Raw genomic sequence first — 23949 nt, 5'->3', positions numbered from 1 at the left:
TAGTTCATCGATATTAAAGATAGATTTCATCAACATATAAGGGGAACCTATGAATCTTTCAGACTACTCCGTTATTTTAAAAGCCAAGATCGCCGTCCCTGCCCCCAAAGAGAAGCTGATCACCCGCAGCCGGCTTACGGAAGCCCTTGATCAAGGAACCCTTGGGCGTCTAACCGTGATTAGCGCCCCAGCCGGTTTTGGCAAATCCACCCTTCTGTCCCAGAGGGTTCACAGCCGCGAACAAGCCTGCGCCTGGTTAAGTCTGGACGAGCTGGATAACGATCCGGTCAGGTTCTGGCGCTATGTCGCCCACGCCATGTGTGCAGTGGTCGGTGAGGAATCCGCCGGAAGAATTAGGCAGCTGGCTAGCTCATTCCCCAGTATGTCTGCTCTTACGTTCTTGGATGCGTTAAACAACGAGCTGTATGAACTGCCTCGTCCAGTTGATCTGATCTGTGATGACTATCAATGCATCTCCAATCCGGAAATCCATGAGCAGACAGCCTATTTCCTCGAGTATCTGCCAGATCATCTGCATATGGTAATTTCTACCCGGGCCGAGCTGCCATTCTCTACTATGAAATGGGTTGCCAAGCAGGAGAGCACCCAGATCCGCACCTTGGATATACAGTTTACCAATGAGGAAACACAGATGTACTATAGCGAGCTTGCCGGACTTGAGCTTACCGCGGATCAGGCCAGGCAGCTCTCAGGACATATTGAAGGCTGGGCCACGGGTCTGCAGCTGATGTCCTTGTCCCTGCGTTCGGATAGAAATTTCAGCAAGCTTATAGAGGAATTTAAGGGAAGCCGCCATGATGTGGCTGAATACCTTTTCCATGAGGTCTTGTCCAAGCTGCCCGCCGATATCCGCCATTTCCTTTTGAGCACATCGGTCTTAGGCCGCCTTGATCCCCTGCTTTGTGAGCATGTAACAGGCGATCCCGGCAGCCCGGAGAAGCTGGAAACACTCAAAGACCTCAATCTGTTTGTCATCCCGCTGGATAGCGAGCATCATGAATTCCGTTATCATCATCTGTTTGCGCAATTTCTGCAGGGGCAGCTGAAGAGAAATGAGCGGGAGGAGTGGCTCCGTCTTCATGTGAGAGCGGCCCATTATTTGGCTGGGCGCGGGGCAATGGAGGAGGCGATCGAACACGCGATTGCAGCGGAGGACTATGCCTTAACCGAGGAATATTTGAGCAGGCACATTCCGGCTGCACTTGAGCGGGGGGAGCTTGGGACCCTTCTGTACTGGTTCGGAAACATTCCTGCTGATTATGACTTATCGTTGGAAATGTCTTTGTTTCATACCTTTGTCCTTGTGATGACAAAACAACTCGAAACGGCGGAATGCCAGCTTGAACGCATCCAGACCTCACTGGGCGGTGTCCAAGATGCCGCCCGGAGAGAGCAGCTACAGAGTGGAATTTTATTTGTAAGATCGAATCTGGTGTTCATGAACAGGGATTTTGCCAAATGGTTTGCTTTTATCGGCGGCATTCTGGATAATATAATTCCCGAGAACCCGACCTATTACAATATTAATTACAACCTTACAGAGCCACTTGTAAGGCGCACGCCTATGGGGTTAAACGGCGTATTATCGGAGGATACGGAAAAGATAGGCACAATGTTCACGGGCGCTCTGGAAGCCCATGGGTGGCAGGATTCTCTCATTAACTTATATGTGAAGCAGTCGCTGTGTGAAGGTTATTATGAGTGGAACAAGCTGGCTGAATGCCGCAGCCTGATGCCTGCAATTGAAAGGGCAGCCACGAGCAAGAATATTTGGGGGTTAATCGTCCCGCTGGTTATTATGGAGGCCAAGCTGTATATGTCGGAGGGACGATTCCATATGGCCCATCATACCCTCGACGAGGCTGCCGCCAAAGCGGAGGCTTCCGGGCAGGACATGCTTTGGACTAAGCTGCTTGCCTCCTTTCGGGCACGAATATATCTGCGGGAAAACAGAGTTCAAGAAGCCAGGAAGGAAGCTGCCAAGCTCGGTATCTCGGGCAAGGACAAACCAACCTATAATCAGGAATACCATTATGTAACCCTTGCCCGTCTACTCGGCAGTCAGCATAAGGAGTCCGAAGCTCTGCGCCTGCTTGAACTGCTGAAGCCGCAGGCGGCAAGGGAGCAGCAGCTCGCAAGCCTTGTGGAAATCACGGTCCTTCAGGCGCTGATTCAGCATCAGTGGGGACAGAGAACCATGGCCATTACGCTGCTGCACGAGGCTCTCATTATTGGAGAACAGAACGGATATAAACGCAGCTTCGCAGATGAAGGCCCGGAAATGGGCCCGCTGCTTGGCGTGTATTCCAGATGGCGGGAGGATGGGATGAACAAGGAGCAGGCCCAAGGCGTGTCTGATGCCTATGTTCAGTCACTCTTGGAGTTATTTCCAAAGGCAGACAAGCCTTTTGCCAGCCGCCAAACCAAGAGTCAGACCGAATCACTTAATCCAAGTGAGCAGAAGATTCTAAAGCTGCTGCAGCAGGGAGCTGCGAATAAACAAATTGCAGCCGAGCTCGGGCTGACAGAAGGAACCGTCAGAGTTTATCTGTCCAGAATGTACGAGAAGCTGCATGTCTCTACCCGTACTCAGGCCATAATCGCCGCACAAGAGCTTACGCTGTCAGGGGAATGAGCCATTTTCAAGCTGCCTGGGCAGCAGCCACCTGCAACAATTACACAACACACCCACATGGGGCCGTCCTTTGGGACGGCCCCTGATTTGGTATAGGAGCTCGGTTAGTGTTCGAAAGGCTCCAAGAACGAATGCCGGCTCCCATCCCGGTTGGTTTTGGGATGCCCTCCTGAAGGTCCGTATGTGCAAATTCCACTGAGCCGGAGTCCGGAGCAACTTTTGCACCGATTGTTACCACTCTTCTGGCAGATCCTGCGCGGCATCTCCCGGATACTCGTTCATCGCTTCCTCATCTGCAATGCTCTGAATATCCTCTGACGTGAGGCTGAGGTATATATACCCTTCCTCCTCATGCTTCTTCAGCGCACGTTTCTTCATAAACTTCGGGCTGGCCTCACCGGCGTCCTCGTCATAGAACATCAGAATACCGTCTGTCTTGCGGAGCAGCAGATCGTCTCTGGCCGTAAGCTGCCACACCCCGCTATATGGCTGATTGCTGACCGAACCGTAATAGTCCACACCTCTAAGAATCTGGCTGAAGTATTCTTTCTTGTCTTCCTTCCAGTTCTCTTCCGGGTTCTTATATGCGGAGAGGATCGAACATTTCAAACCAGGATACTGCTTCTTCAGATCGATCACCGCTTCGCAAGCCCACAGATCCACCCCGTACTGGCCGGGTGTAATGACCCATTCCAGCCCCTCTTCAATCAGAGGCAGCAGCTTGCCGGTAATGGCTTTGCGTATATATTTAATGCCCTCGTGCTTCTGATTATAAATGCCAAGCTCATGTGCCCGGTAACCGGTGACAAGCAAATTTTTGACGGCCATTGGCCTCACACCCTTTGTTCCTCTTCTACTCACATTTACCCGGTTATTATACCATGCTCTTCTTAATAAAAGAGACCGCCCCGTGGCTGAACCACGGAGACGGTCTCGATTTCATTATTCCACAGGGGTCTGCGACCCAGCTTGTACAGCCTGAGCCGCTTTAGGAGCGGCGATCTTCCAAGCCGGTATAACAGCCAAGGCCAGGAACAGGATATCCATAGCGTCAAAGATATCCCCGCTCATTTCCTTAAATGCGTTGAAAGTATTGCTGTCGAACATCCCATCCATTCCATCATTGCCGATGTATGCGAACAACAGATATTTTCCAAGCAGAACACCAATGATACTTGCGATAACCGCAATAATCTGATGGGCCCGACTCGTACGCTTACGTGCAAGCAGCTGAACAGCAAAGCCGGTTAATGCCCCTACTCCCAAAGCGACATAACCCACTTCCCGCTCTGTCGATACTCCGACAACAGTCCATAAAACAGCCCCCAGAACTGCCGCCACCAGTGCCCCCAGAATAGATAAAACTAAATTTTGCCCTCTTTCCACGACTTGCTTCCTCCTTGAATAAAAAAGAAATGATATGTACCATTTTACATATTGTCACAAAATTTCCCTTTATTCAACAAGTTTCTTACTAAATATATCCTTGATTTCCTAATTTGAACGCCGGTCTGCCTCATACTCCAGCCCGATCTGACGCCGGACTTCCTCCATAATCTCGGCAACCATAAGAGACGTAGCATGAGAATTAATAGAGCTCTGGCGTTCCCCACTGATGATTAAATCGATGAACTCCCGGGCTTCATAATACATCGATTCGTGCATTTGAGGCTTCGACAGATCCTCAATCGTTCCGTCACGGTAATGAATTTTCACAGAGTATGGCTGGTTAATCTTATCGATAACCATCGTTCCATTCTCCCCCTGAATTTCAGTTGGCAGGTAGGAGTCACAGATCTTGGAGTGGGTGACGACCGCATCCATCTCATCATATTTCATGATGATGCTGCCCTCCCCATCCACGCCCGAAGAGAGCATTACTCCCACAGACTGTATGGATTGCGGTTTCCCGAACAGAGCAACCATCGGATACAGACAGTAAATGCCCAGGTCCATTAGTGAGCCGTTAGAGAAAATTGGGTTAAAAGCATTCAAAATAGTCCCTTGTTTAAATGCATCATACCGGGACGAGTATTGACAGTAACTGGATGTATACCGGCGAACCCGATCCAGTTTATATAAATTGTCTTTAATAACTTTGAAGTTGGGCATCTGGGTAGATTTAAGAGCTTCCATAAGAACAACGTCATTCTTAACAGCTGCTTCGACCATCCTTTTCACCTCAGCGGTGTTTGAAGCGAGCGGCTTCTCACAGAGCACGTGCTTGCCATGATTCATACACAGTACAGCCTGCTCCGCATGAAACGAATTCGGACTCGCAATATATACCGCGTCCACCTCATCACCCGCAACCATTTCGGTTAAGTCGGTAAACACCCTCGGATTGTTAAAGTTGCCAGCAAACTGCTTTCCCTTCTCTTCCGTCCGTGAGTATACTGCTGCCAGAACAAATTGATCATTCTCCGAAGCAGCCTGTACAAAGCGTTCTGTTATCCAGTTCGTTCCGATAATACCGAATCGCACCAACATGACTCATTCCTTCCCTCAAAAATTTCAATACAAGTATTCTCTCATTCTATATAGTAGATGTCTACCTCGGCAGGTAAGGTTTATGATTTTACAGCTGATCTATGCTCTCGTTTAAAATTCCGGGCTTGGGGTATATTTCAACTATTAGCTATCAGATTAGATTGACAGTCTATAGTTCATTCCATTCCTACGACAGAAAAGGCATCATTCTACAGGCATCATTGCTGTAACAATATAAGGATCATCTTCTCTGACCAATTGTACTATCTCTATAAAAAAGAGGGATTTCGCCCCGCGAAATCCCTCTTTCTGTCTTATCTTGCTTTATTCAGTTTAATAAAGCTTCAGCAGCATCGCAGCTGCTTCTGCCCGTGTTGCCTTCGCCCCCGGAGCAAACCGATTGCCTCCGACTCCGCTGAGCAGGCCTGCGTCAACAGCCGCGGCCACATACGGAACGGCCCATGCCGGAACGACTGCCGCGTCGGCGAATGCAAGCTTGGCTTTAGGATTCGTCTCAAGCTTGGCAGCCTTGGCGATGAGGACCGCCATTTCAGCCCGGGTGAGTTCCTGGGTTGGACGGACCGTATTATCGCTGTATCCGCTGATTAGACCGGATTGCACCAATCTCTGGGCAGCTTCGCGGCCCCAAGCTGGTATTTTGTCAGCATCCTTAAAATTCAGCTTCGGCCCTGAACCTGCAGCTTCATTCCCCAGAACACGATCCAGCATAACCATGAATTCCAGACGGTTCACCGCTTTGTCAGGCTGGAACTTACCATTCCCATAGCCGGTAACCAGAGCTTTGGCCAGCGCTTGATTGATAGCAGATTCCGCCCAGTGCCCTTTAATATCATTCAATTGGGAAACCTGCTGTCCCTTACCTGGATTATTTCCTGTGTTGCCAGTACCGCCATTAGCGTTACCATTACCGGCTCCTGGTGCTGTTGTGCCGTTCGGAGTGCTTCCGGTTCCGGTCCCTTTTCCATCTGAACCTGTACCTGTGCTGCCCTGCCCGATTGAACCGCCGGAGTTAGGATTTCCATTGCCGGTTCCCCCGGTATTCCCGCCATTGTTATTGCCGCCGTTTCCTCCATTACCACCACCGTTGTTCCCGCCACCCGGATTGCCGCCCGGGCTGCTCTTCTTCACGATCCCGAACTGATCGATAATGAACGGCTCCTTGTTGTTCAGATTCTGATCGATCTCATAAGATATAGCCGTCAGCTTGTCACCGTCAATCGTGATGCCGACGAAATTCTGTACCTGACTGCGTTTAGGCCGCTTATTATCGGACGGGTCCGGCCCATACTTGGCCGCATGGTTCTCGTCCGCAACCTCGAACAGACGATAGTAGGCGTCTCCAAGCTTCGGACTGGTGTTCTTGTAGTACACTTTCGGTCCGGCTGTAGCCGGGATCAGATAGATAGGGCTTCCCGGGTTGACCGTATACTCAATCTTTTTGCCATTGATGATTTCCGTGATCTTGCTTGCCTCCGAAGCCGTGCCGTCTTTCTTGATCGGCTTGGTGCGGGCATAGATGTGATCATGCCCTTGGAATACAAGATCGATTTCAAGCTCCGCCATAATTGGGGCGATCTTGGTGCGTACGCCAGTCGGTCCCATAATATCGGTGTCGGTTGCATGATTGGATGTAGTGTAAGGTCCCTTATGGAAATTGACAATAATCCACTTGGCCCCTGCCGCCCGGGCCTCCCTCACATCCTTCTTCAGCCATTCCACTTGGGCATCCGAGAAGTTTGAATAATTGGCTGAATCCTCATTGCTGTTCAGAATCGCAAAATGGGTATTTCCGTAGTTATAAGAATAGTAAGCTCCGGTACTCGTATCCGATTTATCGGGTGAATTGAGATTAAAATGCTCAATGAAGCTGTTCGCATCATCTTCATGATTGCCCGCTGAAGGCACAATCGTGGTGTTCAGCAGACTTCCTTCGGAATGTCCGAATAACCAGTCCCACTGCTTCTCGTCTTTGCCGGTATCCACGATATCCCCATTGATCATCATAAATCCGGCGTTTGGAACCGTTCGGAACGCTTTGGCAATGGTCTCCGAGGACAGAATAGCCTCCTCTTCATTCTTGGCCTGGGTATCGGTCAGATCGATAAAAGTAAACGCTCCGCTCTTAGGCGCTGTACGGAACGTGCCTGTCTTGCTCCATACGCCCTGGGCCTTATCCCCAACCCGGAAGAAATACACCGTATCCGGTTTAAGACCCGTAGCTTCAGCCTTATGCACAAGTTCCTTCGGCGAGTTCGTGGATTGCGCGTTCATGCCTGTAAACTCACGGGCTCCTGTGAAGTCAGCCTCCCCGCCTTTCTTCTCCACCACTTGAACATCGTTGCCCGGTGCTGAAAGCGGCGTAAACCAAGTGAAGCCTTTGGAAGTGGTCGCATCCCCATAGAAGGTTACGGTGACTTTGCTTACAGAAGCCCCGGCTCCCGGATCGCCTCCATCACCTTCATTCGTGGTTACCACTGTCTCCGGTGAATTGTTCCGGCCGCTCACAGCTTTAATTACGAACTGATAAGATTTGCCCGCTTCGGTCTCATCAATAACCATGCTGTATTCCTTCGTACCTTCTGTATGAGCTACGGCAGCGGTCCAATTATTCACCTTGAGCGCATTGTTCTTCTCATAAATCCGGTATCCGTTCACTGCGGCTCCCTTGGAAGGTGCCGTCCAGCTCAGTTTAACCTTGCCTTCCGGTGTTCTGGACCACTTGGCATTCTCAACAGGTGCTGGTGCCTCATCTGTCCGGGTAATCCCGTAATTGTCAAAGAGCTCGGTTGCTCCGCCCTGCTGCGTTGTATAAACCTCGAAGGAAAGACGATCCTTTGTAATATTAACGCCTGTAAACATCTCTTTGCCCGGCTGGCCGAACTTCGCTGCATAAGAAGCCTGATCATCCTTAACATTGTATCTCTTGTCTCCAGCCGCATTGGTGATTAGATACAAGGTACCTTTAGGATTAAGCACACTGCCGTCCTGGCCAGTCTGAACATCCTTCTGCGCTTCATGAGCAAGCATCTGATAGCTGCGGGTATACGTATGATCATGGCCGCCAAGCACCATATCAATGCCCAGTTCATCGAACACAGCGGTCAGCTTGTCGCGGAAGAATAATACATCCGAGTCCTTATAATGGTTAGCCACCGAATACGGTGATTTATGCAGCAGGACAATTTTCCACTTCCTATCCGTCTTGGCAACCTCATTCTTCAGCCAGCGCACCTGCTCCTGATATACCACGTCGGTCCCCTTGGCTTCGGAGTACTCCGTGTTCAGAATCATAAAATGTGCCGGACCATAATCATATGCGTAGACCGAGCCATCTGGCTTCGCTCCGGTTCCCGAGATGTTTGGCAGATTGAAATGATATGCATAGTTGTTATAATTCTTGCTCTCATGGTTGCCAACCAATGGAACCAGTGGATGGAACTGAAGCTCGGCTTTGGCCTTCTCAAAGAACCACAGCCACTGCTCCTCAATATCTCCGTTATCCACAAGATCCCCACTGTTAATAATGAAGGAGGAGTTCGGGTATTTGCCGATTCCTTCCTGCAGTGTATGCCCCCAGGTCACAAAGTTATTTTCGGTTGTTCCCTGCGAATCCGTGGTGAACAGGAATGTAAAATCCTGATTATCCAGCTTTTCGGTAGTATACCTGCCCACCTCGCTCCAGTGACCTTCTTGGCCGTCACCAACCCGGTAGGCATATTCCATTCCCGGCTTAAGCCCCGTCACAAGAGCTTTATGGCTGTTATATGTTGTGAGTTTCCCTGCACTTTTGTCGGCCTTCGACATATACACATCCACAGTCTCACTTGAGCCTTCAAATATAAGATCCGGCTCTGCTGGAAACTCTGATCCACCGCTCAGCTTCTGGGCCTCAACTACCTGAATTTGGGTTCCGGTAATTTCTTTAGGCGTATACCAGGCCGTGCCAAAACCAGTTTTCGGGTCCCCATTGAATACTACCGATACAGCACGTGGGGCACCATCTACGACAGGCCCGCCTGGATTGGTTCCCGGATCGGTCCCTCCACTAGGGTCTCCCGGCAGTTCCTTGTAACCCGCCAGCTCCATGTCAAAATAAATATCCGAGCTGGATTTGCTTTGCTGATGAATTTCAGCTGTAAATTCGTTATCGCCGTCTTTTAAAACCGGCTTAAGTGAGCTTGTGAGATCAATATTGCTGTAAATGACAGGGTCTGGTTCACCGGAGCTGGCATAGGTGTCGTAAGTAACGGTTCCGGTCGGCATACCTGCCCGGTAAACCTCGGTCCCATTCACATACAAGACGATCCCATCGTCTACCCCAAATTGACCGACAAATTTGAGATATGGATCGGCCTGATTAATATGTACGGTTTTGGAGAAATAGGTGGTCACGGGCTTGTTCTCTTTATCTTCTCCATAAGAAACCTTGGTCTGTATCGGCCCGAAAGCTGCGGTGGATACAACCTTATCACTATCCTTGTATCCCAGCGGGGCAGCACCTGACGCCCATAAGGTTTTGTCCAACCCCCACCATTGTGGGCCGAGATCGGTTCCTGCATCATAGAATTTCCACTCTGAGTTTTTTGCGAGCAGCACATCAGGACCAGCTGCACCAGCTGCTGTGCCCCCTTCTTCAGCCCCAACCGATACGGCCGGGATGGCTGTCCCTAATCCGCCTAACAATACAACAAATGCCAGAAAAACTTTGAAATAAATCCTTCCCCATCGCTTCATGACTACACTCCTTCTTAATGACTTAAGCTTCGCTGCTTCTCCAATCAGGCAACTGGATAAGACGAGGCTCTTCTAAGCGATTGTAGTCAAACTGTATTAATCAGGTGTCTCATTTATGTAAGAGCAATGTAAGTCTTCCAAAACAATCCAAACAAATATAATCAAGTAAAAGAAAACCATCCTTATATCAAAAATGGCGCCAGCAGGAAATTCCTGTGGCGCCGCTTGATCTTCTCTTAATGTGTCCGCCCCATGCCAGCGGAACCTTGGTTAATGCCTGAAGATGGAGCAAATCCGTTCAGCAGGGTGTGAAGATCCTGACCGGACAGCTGTGGTACTTGGTAGTAACCCCGAACGTTCTGATACTGATACAGCTCGTAAGCCATCTCAACGAAGTTCTGGGATTGGGATGCCAGCACACGGCGGAGTACAGGGTTAGTAACCTCTGTAGCCGATCTGGCTAGGCCGGAGGCGTGTGGTTTAATTTGGTTCAGCATCAGCGTGCTGATTGCCGCATCGTCAATTTCGGCCTGCGAGGCTGCTGGCTTTTTCGGCTGGCCAGGCTTCAAGCCGTAAACCTGCTCCTTCATGTCTGGAATCAGGTAAGGTTCGGTAACCTGGCTCGGTTTTTGTCCAGATTTGAAGCATTCCACAGTCAGGTTATACTGCGTTTCAATATAGCCGGCTTGACGATTCAAAATATCCATCAGATCCGGATCTTTGACAAATTGTTTGTAAATCGTATAGTTATCTAGAATGTTGATGGTACATTGAATAATCTCCTGAGCTTCGAAGATTTCGTGTCCACCATGGTTGAAGCCAGGAATGGCCTGGTTCTGTTGAGATCCTGTTTGCTGCTGCATCAGTCTGCTCCCCTTATTCATGTAATGTGATGGTTTGACTGTCATAGTATGAATTGGGAAGAAACTATTTATTCAGGCAAAAGCCGACTTTCTCAGCTGTCCTCTTGCTCCAGACGGCCTTGATACAGGCGGCTGTAAAAGCCCTGTCTGGCCATCAGTTCATCATGCGGCCCCTGCTCAATCAACCTGCCTTCTTTAAGCACAAGGATCTTATCCGCCTGACGGATCGTATTCAGCCTGTGTGCAATCACAAAGCTGGTCCGTCCATGCATCAGCCGCTGAAGACCCTCCTGGATTTTGATTTCCGTAATGGTATCAATGCTGCTCGTGGCTTCATCCAGAACCAGAATGGCCGGATCGGCCAGAATTGCTCTCGCAATGGCCAGCAACTGCTTCTGGCCCTGACTAATCCCGCCACCACCTGTCTGCAGGATCTTGTCATAACCACCGTCCATCCGCATGATAAAGGCATGTGCGTTCGCAAGCCTGGAGGCCTCCTCCACTTCCTCATCCGTCGCATCCAGACGGCCGAACCGGATATTCTCACGAATCGACCCCTGGAACAGGAACGAATCCTGCAGCACAAACGCCATATGAGACCGCAGGCTTTCCCGCTGGATCGTGGTGATATCCCGTCCGTCTATTGTGATCGTTCCAGAGGAAGGATCATAGAACCGGGACAAGAGCTGAATCAGGGTAGTCTTCCCGGCTCCCGTCGGCCCCACCAAGGCAACCATCTCTCCGGGCTTAGCCTCAAAGCTGATATCTGACAGGGTATCCCCGTTCTCTTCATAGCCAAAAGAAACACGCGTGAACTGCACGTTCCCATCAACATGGTCAAGCCTCACCGCCGCCCCCTCGTCCTTGGCCTCCACATCCTCATCCAGCACCTCGAATACCCGCTCTGCCCCAGCAATAGCCGACAGCATCGTATTCCATTGGTTGGCCAGGTCGTTCAGCGGCCGGGTGAACTGCCGCGCATATTCTACAAACACAATGATGATGCCCACCGTAACCGCACCCCGGATGGCCAGAATCCCCCCAATGCCCGCCACAACCGCAAAACTCAGATTGTTCAGACTGTTCATCAGCTTCGGGATAAAGCCTGAAATCGTCTGAGCCCAGAAACCTGAGCGGCGGATAGCCTCGTTCCGCTCTTCAAATCCCCGAATCACCCTCGGCTCTTGGGAGAAGGCCTTGATAATCCGCTGCCCGGATAAAGTCTCTTCGATATATCCATTCAACTCGCCAAGGTTATTCTGGCGCTGCTTGTACAAGGGTCCCGTACGGCGTGTAATCCAGCGCATGCCTGCAATCATCAGCGGCACGACCAGAAAGGTCAGCAGGGTCAGAACGGGACTCAGATAGAGCATGACCACAAGCGTACCTACCAAGGTCAGCACACTGGAGAAAATCTCGATTGCTGAGCTGTTCAAGGTTGAGCTTACATTCTCAATATCATTCGTGACCCGGCTCATTACTTCGCCCTGCTGTCTCTTGCCGTAGAACGAAATGGGCAGCTTATGCAGGTGAGCGAACAGTCCGGTCCGCATCCGGTAGATGGTCTCCTGTGAAATTTCAATCATCCAGATGTTCTGCAGCCAGGAAGTAAGAGCGTACATCACATATACAAGCCCCAGCCCGGTCAGAAACAGTCCCCAATGTCCGCTGGTACCCGTCAAATAATGGTCAACGGCCATACCGATCATATAAGGACCAAGCAGGCTTAGCCCTGAGCTGGCCACAACCATCAGCAGAACCAGGATCAGCTTCGCCTTCCGGCGGGCCAGATACCCCCAGATCCGTCTTATGGTCCCGGCTGTATTCTTGGCTTTGGCCTTCGGTTTCCCGCCGCGGGCAGACCCACTCTGTAGCTCGATCTCTGGAAACGGCTGGCGGAACGGCTCAGCCAATGCTTTGAACATGATGAGATCCCTCCCCGTATTGGGAATCATAAATCTGGCGGTACAAGGAAGAGGTGGCAAGCAGCTCCTCGTGCTTGCCACAGGCGGTAAGCTTGCCCTCATCCAGAAGCAGAATCAAGTCCGCCGTCAGGGTGGAGCTGATCTTCTGCGTAATCAGGAAGGTCGTGCAGCTCAGGTCCTTGAGCGCGTCCAGCAGAGCCGCTTCCGTTGCCAGATCAAGCGCACTGGTGCTGTCATCCAGAATCAGGATCGACGGCTTCCTCACCAGTGCTCTGGCTATCGACAGCCGCTGCTTCTGGCCGCCGGACAGGTTCACGCCGCGCTGGCCCAGCATCGTGCCGAATCCGCCGGGCAGACGGGCAATCGTCTCGTAGATCTGAGCCTGTCTGGCCGCAGACTCGATCTCGGCGTCCGTTGCATCCTCACGATCCCAGGCAATATTATCTCTGACCGAGCCGCTGAACAGGAGAACCTCCTGAGGCACGTAACCGATAGAGGCCCGCAGCAGGGAGTCCGGAATCTCCCGGATATCCGTTCCGTCCACCCGGATTTCCCCTTCTGTTGGTTCGTGCAGATGAGGTATCAGTTGAACAAGCGAGGACTTGCCCGAACCGGTGGCCCCTAGAATAGCCACCCGTTCCCCCGCATTCACCCGGAAGCTGATGTTCTCCAGAACCGTGATATCGCTGCCGGGATAGCGGAAGCCGACCCTGCTAAATTCCACTTGTCCCAAGAGCGGCCGCTGACCCTCCTGAGCACGTTCAGCTTCAGCTTCATTACTCCCATAGGTCTGAAATTCAGCCTCACCCTCTGTATCCATCACTTCCTGTATACGCTTGGAGGATGCGATCGCCCTCGAATAATTCATGAGAATCCAGGATAATGCCGAAAGTGCCCCTATTATTCTTAGTGAATAGTTCGCCACCGCGACCACTTGTCCAACGGTAGCATGGCCAGACCTGATATCGATCCGTCCGAACCAGAGGACCGCAATGATCGCACAGTTAATCAGCAGCAGAATGAAGGGGGCTGTCGTCTCCATCAGCCGGAGCGCCCTAACTGTCCTTTTCATCAGGTCCATACTGAAGCGGGCAAACCGTTCAATCTCATGTCCCATACGGACGAATACCCGAATCAGGCGGATTCCGGTCAGATTCTCTTGAATCACGCCATTCACCGCATCCAGGCGCCGCTGAACCGCAGTAAAGTTAGAAGCGGCTCTTCTCATAATCCACACCACGATGAAGAGAAGCAGCGGCACCGTGACCACAAGAAGCAATCCCAGCTTCACGTCCACAATAAGCGCCATCAAGATGCTTCCGAATACAACAAGCGGGACCCTTGTGGCGAACCGCAGACTCATAAAGATCATATCCTGGAGCTGGGTGACGTCCCCGGTTAGCCGGGTAATCAGAGAGGAAGATTCAAACCTGCTGAAGACCGAATAGGTGAACGATTGTACCTTCCGGTACAGCGTGTCCCGTAGATCGAAGGCGAAGCCCTGGCTGGCATGGGAGGCGAAGAAGGAGCTGGAGATTCCAGCGATAAAAGCCAAAGCGGAGCTTGCAAGCAGCACGCCCCCCCACTGCCACACTACAGCCATGTCTTTAACCCGGATGCCATTGTCAATAATCTTGGAGATCAGATAAGGCTGCATCAGCTCCACAGACAGCTCGATGAGCATCATACACAGTGCGGCGATCGAGGTGGCCCGGTATTTTTTCAGAAAAGAAAGTATCATACCCATGCATCGTCCCCCTTATATTCCAACTCCCCGCGGCAGTTTCGCCGGATTATCCGGGAAGGCCCATATACAGGCTGCGGATCTCCTCATAACTTTCCGCAATATGATGCGGTTTATGATCCGATTCAGGTTTCGCGCCCCTGTGATTGAACCAAATGGATGTCCATCCCGCGTCCAGGCTTCCAACCACATCATTGCGCCAGGAATCCCCAACATAATAACAGCTTCCGCCCATGGTCCCGGTCCGTTCATTCACATACTCGAACAAGCGCTTGTCCGGCTTGGCATAACCTACCGCGCCCGACACAAAGATACGCTCTGAAGGGATCAGCTTGTCCAGACCTAGAACCGCAATCTTGTTCATCTGATGCTCCGGCGGGCCGTTGGTAATTAATCCAGTCACAACCCCTGCCTCATCCAGCTCACGGATCAGCTCTGTCGCCCCTTCAAAGGGCTCAATTTCAAATTGCCCCCGAAGATAAGAGGCCTGAAGCGCTTCAGCCTGCTCCTCCGTCACCTCTACGCCCATCTCCGCAAGACTCAGCATGAAGCGTCTTTGGCGCATCCGCTCCAGCTTGGCCTTCTCCGGCACGGCGGACAGTCCCTCCTCCTCTGAGAGAAGATCGCTATAGTAACGAAATAAGTAATAGGCTTTATCAAATGCAAACGTCTCCGGCAGTCCAAGCACACCCGTCAGGGCGCCTCTCAGGGGAGACAAGTGATCATACATCGTATCGTCCACGTCAAAAAATACAGCCTTCTGTCTCATCATACACCTCAGATTCATATAAATAATGATATAACTAAGATTCTAAACCTTCCTCTTGCGTTTATCAAAGGAATCAACAGCTGTGCCCAGAATATCAATACTTCTTATTAACCGGGCCAATTCAGGAGTTACCGAAATCCTGCCAGGGGTTAAGCACAAAATATAAAATCCCCCATGAATGCCGCACCTCTTTCATGACTGAAAAAAGGGGGAACATGGGGGTACTGAGGGCTTGAATGCTGCTTAAGCTAGACTTCTGCTGCTTGAAGTTGTTACCTGCTCTTAACGAGGAGCTCGATCGCTTCCTGCACCATTTTATTGGAATCACGTCCGGCTTCCTGCTCCTCCAGAATGCACTGCTGCAGGTTCTCGGCCACAATCTGCGCAATCGCCCTGTCTGCCGCATTGCGGATCGCCGACAGTTGGCTGATAACTTCCTTGCAGGATTTCTCCTCATCCATCAGCCTCAAAACTCCGCGTACCTGGCCTTCAATCCGGCGCAGGCGTTTTTTGATATCATCATGATAGACATACCCCATATCCGAGCACTCCTTTCAACCGTATACCTATACAGGTATTATAACCAAAATAGGGACAATCCGCATGTTCTCCTCACACCGGACTCCTTACTGGAGGCTGCTTAGATGAACAGGTTCACCTTCGCCTCTGACGCATCACCAAGATAGGCTGCCACTCCGGCGTACGTAAGCCCGTCAATCAGCTCTTCCTTCTGCAGTCCGAGCAGGTCCATCGTCATCGTACAGGCGACCAGCTTTACCCCCTGCTCTTGGGCCAGTTCAATCAATTGAGGCAAGGACAGCGCATTGTGCTTATTCATGACATGTTGGATCATCTTGGGACCCATACCCATAAAGTTCATTTTGGATAAGCCCATTTTCTTCGCGCCCCGCGGCATCATCCAGCCGAAGGCTCTCTCCAGCCAGCCTTTCCGCACCTTAACCACTTCATCCCTTCTCAGTGCGTTCAGACCCCAGAATGTGAAAAATATCGTTACTTCATGATCGTAAGCCGCGGCTCCGTTTGCGATTATAAAGGCCGCAATAGCTTTGTCCATATCTCCACTGAACAAGACAATCGTGGTCCTCTCCTTGGTGTCCGCGGACGATAATTCTGTGATAGCTTCCATAATCATTCACCTCTATTATTGTTTAAATACCCCACAGGGTATATATTCAAGTAAAAAAATTGTGCCTATTGTTTCTTCCGGCACAGGGACAAGACAGCTTGTATGACAAAGAAGCACGACTACCAACACAACGGCCACGATTACAATTACATATACCCCTATAGGTATATTTGAAAGTTTAACGCCTTATGCTTATGCCGTCAAGCGGAATCTCAGCCAACATGCCATATACAGAGAAAAGCCTGTCTTTGTCCAAATATTGAACACCAGACAGGCTGAATTTGATTGAGATTTATTCTTTAATCCTCTCATATAACTTCTCAAGCATAATATAAGTCTGCTCATAGGTTAATTTGCCTTGAGGTTCAAACCGATTCTTGCCAGTCCCATTAAGCAAGGACAAGTTTACAGCTTGATATACTTTATTTTTGGCCCACGCAGAGATTTGGCTGTCATCTGAAAAAGCTTCTTGAGCTTTACTTGCTACAGCTCCCTCACTCTCACTCCCATTAATCTCTACTGCCTTGTTATACATGTTCATGAGCAGTACGGCGGCCTCTTCGCGGGTCAATGTCTGGTAAGGGGAGAATAAATTCTCACTGGTGCCTTTAATGATATCATGATGACTGGCCCAGGCAACAGTGCTATCCTCGTAGTCTTTAAAAGGAGACTTTGTATCCGCATCGTCAAAATTAACAAGAGTCCGTTCTGTTATCGTTTCCAGTGCCAAAACAGCCATAGTTGTAAAATCCGCCCTCGTCACGAATCCTTGATAATCATGATCATGCCATTCAACCACAAGGCCGTTGCTTTTTGCCTTCATATAATCAGGGTATGCCCATTTACTCACTTTCTCAGAAGAATCCGGCTTCACAACATGAATGGTTAAGCTGCCCGCATCTTCAAAATAACTATTTATTGAAATCGTAGCCGTTCCCTCAGCCAAAGCCTGAACATTTCCCGATTCATCAATGCGTACTTTGCTTGCATCACTACTGGTGCAAATATTTTTGATGGACTGGGCTCCGTTGGTTAGCCGCAGCTTAAGCTTGTCCCCAACGAACATCTTGATACTGTTTCTCGGAGCTAGCGTGGATTCCAGCGTGAAGAAGGTTGTGGAGAAATGAATCTCGGCACTCTCCCCATTCACCTTGTAAAGACCTGTAATACGCACATCAAATTTCTCATCATTATTGAAACCATAGATCCCATCCGGCCTGAATATCACCGCAAACGGAATTCCATAATTGCTGGTCTGAACATTGAAGTACTTTCCATCCTTATTCGTATCCTTCTTATCGAAGGTCCACTGCTTCCCATCCCTGGTTCTTGTCAACTCCACAGCGATCTGGTCTGTTCTTTCATTATCGTATTTCTCATCGTTCAGCGACACCGACCAAGCATCCCGGGACGCGAATACTTCTTTGGGGAAGTATCCCGCGGAAGGCCAACTCACATAATCATATTGAACTTCATTCTGTGAACGGTCCTTATTAAATGCATACATGGCTGAATGCGGCGTACCCTGTTTGCTATAGACCATCCCAAACATCGTTTTCTTCATTCGCGGATTTAAAATCCATCTTCGATGACCCACCCGGTCAATATTACTTGAATCGCTGTCCGACATGTAACCTAATACATTTTTATAAAAGGTTGGGCTTCCCCAAAACAAATTACTGCTGCCTGTACCTTTGACACCCAACTTGTACATTCCCTCGCTCATGCCTTCAGGCTTAGAGGGTGAATGGCTCATACGGTTATTGACTGCATTAATCATTGCTCCGGTCTGCTCTTGTTCCTGCAGACTCCAATCGGGTTCGATGTCATTCGGAAGCCCTGCCAAATAACGAACGAAGTTTACAGCACCTACACCATCCTCTATGTATTCCTTCTTAATACTCCCAGCGGCATAAGGAGCTTCCACATTTGGGGCTTGCACGTATATTTTTTTGGCATCCATATAGTAACCGCCTGATTCCATAGGCCTATATTTCAACCATTGCTCTACTATGGCTTCCTTTGTCTTTGATGCATTGCTTGATTGGACGTTGAAGTCGTAAGCTTCTGCAGATTTTACACCAGCCGCAAGCCCGGTGATCACGAATAAAAAGATGATACTCACTCGCCTCAGCACTGAAATCTCTCCCTCTCATCTTGCGCAATTTGAATTAATAGGAATATCATACCATATACCTACGAACTATTTTCGGCAAAGAGTATTCGGCAGCCTATAGAAAGGGAGAGGGCCCTTCATTCCTCAAGCCGATGATCCAAGACCGGATGGATGAACCAGATGTAATATAGCGAGCAGATCAATAGTGCCGCAGAGGTTAAGAGAAAGGGCATACGATAATCTCTTTCAGTCAAAATCCATCCCGCCACCAGTGCGGCTCCAGAGGAGCCAATACTTCTGAATACCGATCTCATCCCCGCATACAAATTTCTCTCTTGCTCCCTGAAGGCTGACATCAGCTGGCTGTCGAGCAGATTGGACAGCATTGTCATCCCGCCGCCGCGAACAAGAAACAGTACTGTGAACATCCAGACTGGCATAGCCCAGTACAATATCGTAAATACAGCTGTATTCATCAAGAGAACCGACATAATCGCTTTATGATGGCCAAAGCGCTCCAGAATATAAGGTGTCATTAATGAAGCTGCAAACAATACTACGCCAGACACTGCAAGCAGAACCGATACCCTGTCGTCCATCCAGTTCAGCCGGTATTTCACAATCACATTAAGAAAAGAACCCGTAATTGCAATTGCCCCGCCAAGCAGGGCCATAAATACCGAGAACAGCCAGAGGGTGCCGGAGGGGAGCTTGTCCCTCCATCCTGCAGGTTTGCTGCTACACATCTCATGGTCCAGGTCTCGGCCCCGGAAAGATGTGGATGGTCTCACCTGTCCGCTCTCGGCAGGAAGCCACAGCCCCCGGGCCAGACAGTGTGTCACGAAGACCAGCGCGGCCAGCAGCAGCGTCAGGCTGTAGCCCCCTCCGTGGCTGGCACCGCTCGGAAGGTATCCGGCAGCAAGCGTGCCCGCCCCGGTAAAGGCTGTGAATACGGCGAACATCATAGAGAAGGCGCGCGCCTCCTCTTTTCGGGAAGCGCAGTAATGGAAGAGAAGCTGCACCTCGGTAGTCTCAACAAGTGTAAGGCCGATTGAGACCAGAGTCTGGGCTAAATAAAATATGCCGTTGTGCTCGCCAGCCGCATAAATTGCACTGCCCGCCGCAATGAATAGAATGCCGGATACCAGAAGCCTTTTGCGGCCTATCCGGCCCGCGGACAAGGATATAGGAATCGCGAGCGCCCCCATAATCAGGATACCTACGGAAGTTAGAGCTCCGATCTCATCCTCCTTCATTCCTTTGGACAGCAGATGCAAGTTAAGCACAAGCGAATACATTCCAACCCCGATGCCGTACAAAGCCTCGGTCATAAGAAACCGCCGGACGCCGACGGACAGACGCAGCAAGTCCCTTATATAGCCTGACATACCCATTCCCCCTCTCCTTGGTGTTCTGCCAAAACCCGAACGGCCCCATCTAAGAGGAGCCCTTCAGCGTACAATCTGTTATATTCCTCAGCTGGTTCGTATCTGTATAAAATGAACTTATGAAGGTTACCCTTTTGGGGCGCTTTATCTGGTCTGTCCAGCTTTCAGGTAGTAAAGCTATACCGGCTGAGTCTTTTTGAGATAAGCCCGCCATGTAATACACCACTGTGCAGGATCGTCCAGGGAGGATTCCACATTCCTGTGAACCGTGCTGCTGTGAGGCGCTGTCTTGACGATCTCAGGCTGCGTGTAGGCTTCGTTCGAGATATGCTTTAAGGCCTCGATATACTCGTCCAGATCCTCCTTGGAATACGATTCCGTCGGCTCCAGCGTGAACGGCTGAGGAACAATATACGGATGATGGGAGGTCCAGTAATGAAGACCAAAATCACACATGCGGCGTGTAATGTCCTCTGTGGTTATGCCGGTCTCATCCGTAAGCTGCTTCCAGCTGTACCGGACCTGCTCCAGTCTGCGGCCTTTGATATAAGGAGCGCTTGCCCCGCGGATTTGCAGGATTTTGTGATACAAGTAATTGTTGTTCAGCACCGCGATCTGGGCCACATCCTTCAGCCCTTCAGCACCGAGGCTCATGATCCATGCGTATGAACGGAGCACGGTCTGGGCTACGCCATGAAAGCTGCGGACCTTGCCGATGCTGCCATCCTTCTGCTCAGCAAGGAAATAGCGGCTGCCATCGGTGTCTACGAGCGGACCCGGCAGGAAGCGCTTGAGCTCCTCAGTAACCCCGAGGGCTCCGGTTGCCGGTCCTCCGCACATATGGGGTGCAGCAAAGGTTTTATGCAGATTGAAGAAACACATGTCAAATCCGGCTTCTTTGGCCCGGGTAATGCCGAGCAATCCATTCGCGTTAGCCTGATCGTAGAAACAGATTCCTCCGGCTGCATGAACCGCATCCGTGAATTCACGGATGCGGGGATTATAAATCCCGGTGTCTTCGGGATTCGCTACGACAAAGCCTGCCGTGCGTTCCGATACCGCGTTCTTCAGCTTCTCCAGGTCCGGGAAGCCGTCCTCATCCGGGTGCAGCGTGATAATCTTGTATCCTTTGACCGCAGCGGTTGCCGCCTGGGACGGATGCGAAAAGATCGTCGTAATAATCTCATCGCGCCGGTCTCCCTCACCACGCGAATCGTGATACGCCCGGACGATGGAAGCCATCGCCAGCAAGGCCTGGGTGCCGCTGCTTGGCTGGAACGAGAAGGCGTCCATCCCCGAAATCTCCCGCATGGCAAGATCCAGCTTGTAATAGATTTCGAGCATACCCTGCACTGATGACGGGTCCTGAAGTGGATGAAGCTCCATCAGATTCGGAGTGCGGATCAGCATCTCATTGATGCGGGGAATGTATTTCATCGTACATGTGCCTTGGCCGATCTCCACATTCAGATCCGAGCCAAGTGTCTCTTGGGACAATCTCAAATAATGGCGGAGAACCTTGGCCTGGCCGATCTCCGGCAAGCCCGGTGCTTCCTTTCGCTGCATGGATGCCGGAATGGCTGACGTTCCCTTCAGGGCATCCCCTTCCATGGTAGCTTCAACTCCCGGTGGGATAACTCCCCGCTCACCTGGGCGGTGAAGCTCAAATATGACCGGTTCATCCCATTTCGCCTGATGGAAGCGGCGTATCTTATGGTCTCTGCGAATCCGTTTCATTGGCTTTCCTCCTCCTTGTAAGCTGTTTTTATGATTGCTTCCCTACAATACGGGTAACTTCTGATACAAGACGGTCCAGATCAGCCTGCATATGAACTTCCGTTACACAGTACAGAGCACATTGTCCCCAGGCCGGATAGGATGACGATAAATCTTTGCCTCCGAAAATCCCTGCCTCCAGCAGACGCTCATTAATCTCAGCAACAGTAATGCCGGCCTCATTGAAATCAACAATAAACTCCTTGAAGAACGGTGTATCCTTGAACAGCAGCGACACTCCAGGTATAGAAGAGAGCTTGCTGGCGGCATATTGGGATTTTCGCATGATCGTCTCTCCAACTTCCCTCATGCCGGACGGCCCCATAAGCGATAGATACACTCCTGCCGTAATTCCCCACAGAGCAGTCTGGGTTCCAACTGATTCCTTCCCCCTCTCCCGTAGGGCAAAAGAGGTGCGTTCGTAAGCCACATCCCCGAAGCCGTATTCGCCCTCCACCTCGGTAGGCACGATCCCGAACAGGCGTGAAGGATATTCCATAACATAGGTCTCTTCATCCCTGGTTGCAATGAAGCCCGCCTGGCCCCCGCCGTAGTTCATATGCATTCCGAGCGGCTGCAGATCTCCACAGACAATATCAGCGCCATAGCGGCTTGGAGGCTCAAGCACGCCCAGTGAGATCGGGTCCACACCCACAATAGAGATCGCATTCACACTATGCACAAGCTGTGAGATTTCCGCGCCCTGATCTTCAATGATGCCGAGATATCCCGGATTCTCAAAATAAACGGCGGCCGTGGTCTCATCCAGCTTGCGGCGCAGATCTTCCAGATCAATGCGGCCGCTCGCCGGGTCAATCTCAACGTACTGGATTTCCATAACCGGCGTACAGTAATTTGTAATAATCTTGGCTTTGTCCGGATCAACGGACCGTGGAATCAGGGCAACCTTGCGGCCGGTGATACGCCCAGCCATGCGGATGGCTGTGGAAGCAGCCTGAGCCCAGTCAAAGGTCGGAACGTTGACCACGTCCATATCTACCAATTCGGCCATAAGGCTCTGATATTCGAACAGAGCCTGAAACCGTCCATGATCCTCATAGGGCTCTCCTGCATAAGCTGTGACGAACTCGGAGCGCTGGTTAATCTCGTCGCATACCGCCGGAACAAAGTGCTGCCAGCAGCCGGCTCCCAGAAAATTAATATAGTCCGCGCCATGTTTGTTCTTCGACAGCAGATCAACAATATAGCGGCGCAGCTCATATTCATTCATGGCTGGAGGGAGCTTCATGTCCCGCTTCAGCTTCAAGCTGTCCGGGATGGCGTCATGCAGTTGATCTATAGAATCAAGGCCGATTTCCTTCAGCATCGCCTCCCTTACTTCCGGAACCGTATTCGGAATATAGGGGTGGGCATAAGTTCTGTGTTCAGACAAGGTTAACGCCTCCATCCTTGAAAATTTAGGTTTTTGCTAATTCGCGTTGAGTTTATATAGAACAGTTAAGAGCACTACATACTCGGGCAGGGGCAATCCATGCAGACTGATCCATGTCAGTTCAGCTTGAATATCTTGCTCTCTATGCGATCCCGCCTCCATCAACCACCAGCACACTACCGGTAACCCAGGAAGACAGGTCACTGGCCAGGAACAGCACCGCGTTGGCAATGTCCCGTGGTGTACCCAGCCGCTCCAGCGGGCGCCCGCCTGCCGAGGCGACCAGGAAGGCCGCTTCGTCCTGCTTAAGCTGCTTGGCTTCATCCCGCAGAAGCGGAGTATCGGTGTCCCCGGGAGATACGCAGTTGACGCGGATGTTCGCCGGTCCATGATCAATGGCCATTGCTCTGGTGAGATTGACCACGCCCGCCTTGGCGGCACAATAGGAGGCGGCGCGGTCTCCGCCCTTCAAGCCCCAGCCGGAGCCGGTATTGATAATGCTGCCCCCGCCGCTCCGCTCCATCACGGGAATCAGATATTTGGAGAGCAGATACACTCCCTTAAGCGAGACATTCATCACCAGATCCCAGTCGGCTTCTTCAAGCTCGACCACGGTCTTCCGGCGGATAATCCCCGCATTGTTGAACAGAATGTCCACCTTGCCATTAATCCGTTCAATCTCCTCTGCCACTTGCTTGCAGCTCTCCGAGGATGAGACATCACAGCAGTAAAAGCTGGCAAGCCCTCCCCGCTCCTTGATCTCGTGAACAGCCTGCTCCCCCTGCTTCCCGTTAATATCCAGCAGAACCACATGGGCTCCGAAATCCGCAAGCAGCCCAGCCGTAGCAAGACCAATCCCTGAAGCTCCTCCGGTAACCACGGCTACCTTACCGCTTAAATTGAACACATCCTGTGTATGGAGCATGC

16 protein-coding genes are annotated in these 23949 nt (G+C 50.9%); 1 reads left to right on the top strand and 15 read right to left on the bottom strand.

Annotated elements, in window-relative coordinates; genetic code table 11:
- Positions 1–49: 49 nt before the first annotated feature.
- On the top strand, positions 50–2656 hold the full coding sequence (locus BN6628_RS04640) for a winged helix-turn-helix domain-containing protein (RefSeq protein ID WP_068614941.1): 2607 nt from the start codon (positions 50–52) through the stop codon (positions 2654–2656).
- A gap of 231 nt (positions 2657–2887) precedes the next feature.
- Here the strand turns inward: BN6628_RS04640 and BN6628_RS04635 are convergent, their stop codons facing one another.
- The 15 genes from BN6628_RS04635 to BN6628_RS04565 form a co-directional block, all read right to left on the bottom strand.
- Positions 2888–3484 (bottom strand): SLOG family protein, encoded by a 597-nt coding sequence (locus tag BN6628_RS04635; protein ID WP_068614938.1) that lies wholly within the window; start codon positions 3482–3484, stop codon positions 2888–2890.
- 114 nt (positions 3485–3598) lie between these two features.
- The gene (locus BN6628_RS04630) at positions 3599–4042 is read right to left on the bottom strand and encodes a hypothetical protein (RefSeq protein ID WP_068614935.1); all 444 of its coding nucleotides are present in this window, start codon (positions 4040–4042) and stop codon (positions 3599–3601) included.
- A 108-nt stretch (positions 4043–4150) separates the two neighbouring features.
- Positions 4151–5146: a Gfo/Idh/MocA family protein gene (locus BN6628_RS04625; protein WP_068614932.1), complete on the bottom strand. Its 996-nt coding sequence runs from the start codon at positions 5144–5146 to the stop codon at positions 4151–4153.
- 333 nt (positions 5147–5479) lie between these two features.
- Positions 5480–9901, bottom strand: a complete 4422-nt coding sequence (locus tag BN6628_RS26560; RefSeq protein WP_068614929.1) for an S-layer homology domain-containing protein — start codon at positions 9899–9901, stop codon at positions 5480–5482.
- Positions 9902–10137: 236 nt separating this feature from the next.
- Entirely contained in the window at positions 10138–10764 is a 627-nt protein-coding gene (locus BN6628_RS04615) for a spore coat protein (RefSeq protein WP_068614926.1), read from the bottom strand.
- A 92-nt stretch (positions 10765–10856) separates the two neighbouring features.
- Positions 10857–12689: an ABC transporter ATP-binding protein gene (locus tag BN6628_RS04610; RefSeq protein WP_068614923.1), complete on the bottom strand. Its 1833-nt coding sequence runs from the start codon at positions 12687–12689 to the stop codon at positions 10857–10859.
- Entirely contained in the window at positions 12670–14436 is a 1767-nt protein-coding gene (locus tag BN6628_RS04605; protein ID WP_068614920.1) for an ABC transporter ATP-binding protein, read from the bottom strand. The genes BN6628_RS04610 and BN6628_RS04605 overlap by 20 nt, the downstream gene beginning before the upstream one ends.
- Positions 14437–14482: 46 nt before the next feature.
- A complete protein-coding gene (locus tag BN6628_RS04600; RefSeq protein ID WP_235847576.1) occupies positions 14483–15205 on the bottom strand; it encodes an HAD family hydrolase in 723 nt (240 codons plus the stop codon).
- A 269-nt stretch (positions 15206–15474) separates the two neighbouring features.
- Positions 15475–15741, bottom strand: coding sequence for a metal-sensitive transcriptional regulator (locus tag BN6628_RS04595; RefSeq protein ID WP_068614914.1), 267 nt, complete (start codon positions 15739–15741; stop codon positions 15475–15477).
- Between the two features lie 101 nt (positions 15742–15842).
- Entirely contained in the window at positions 15843–16349 is a 507-nt protein-coding gene (locus BN6628_RS04590) for a DsrE/DsrF/DrsH-like family protein (RefSeq protein WP_089153533.1), read from the bottom strand.
- A 292-nt stretch (positions 16350–16641) separates the two neighbouring features.
- Positions 16642–18486, bottom strand: a complete 1845-nt coding sequence (locus BN6628_RS04585; protein WP_235847575.1) for an S-layer homology domain-containing protein — start codon at positions 18484–18486, stop codon at positions 16642–16644.
- Positions 18487–18602: 116 nt separating this feature from the next.
- Positions 18603–19853 (bottom strand): MFS transporter, encoded by a 1251-nt coding sequence (locus BN6628_RS04580; RefSeq protein ID WP_068614905.1) that lies wholly within the window; start codon positions 19851–19853, stop codon positions 18603–18605.
- A gap of 177 nt (positions 19854–20030) precedes the next feature.
- A complete protein-coding gene (gene gcvPB / locus BN6628_RS04575) occupies positions 20031–21590 on the bottom strand; it encodes an aminomethyl-transferring glycine dehydrogenase subunit GcvPB (protein WP_068614902.1) in 1560 nt (519 codons plus the stop codon).
- A gap of 28 nt (positions 21591–21618) precedes the next feature.
- Positions 21619–23022, bottom strand: a complete 1404-nt coding sequence (gcvPA, locus tag BN6628_RS04570; protein WP_068614899.1) for an aminomethyl-transferring glycine dehydrogenase subunit GcvPA — start codon at positions 23020–23022, stop codon at positions 21619–21621.
- Positions 23023–23164: 142 nt separating this feature from the next.
- Positions 23165–23947, bottom strand: a complete 783-nt coding sequence (locus BN6628_RS04565; RefSeq protein ID WP_068614896.1) for an SDR family NAD(P)-dependent oxidoreductase — start codon at positions 23945–23947, stop codon at positions 23165–23167.
- Between the last annotated feature and the right edge of the window lie 2 nt (positions 23948–23949).

Source organism: Paenibacillus tuaregi (assembly GCF_900086655.1).
In the GTDB taxonomy this organism is placed as follows: domain Bacteria; phylum Bacillota; class Bacilli; order Paenibacillales; family Paenibacillaceae; genus Fontibacillus; species Fontibacillus tuaregi.
This window is presented reverse-complemented; position numbering and strand designations above follow the sequence as displayed.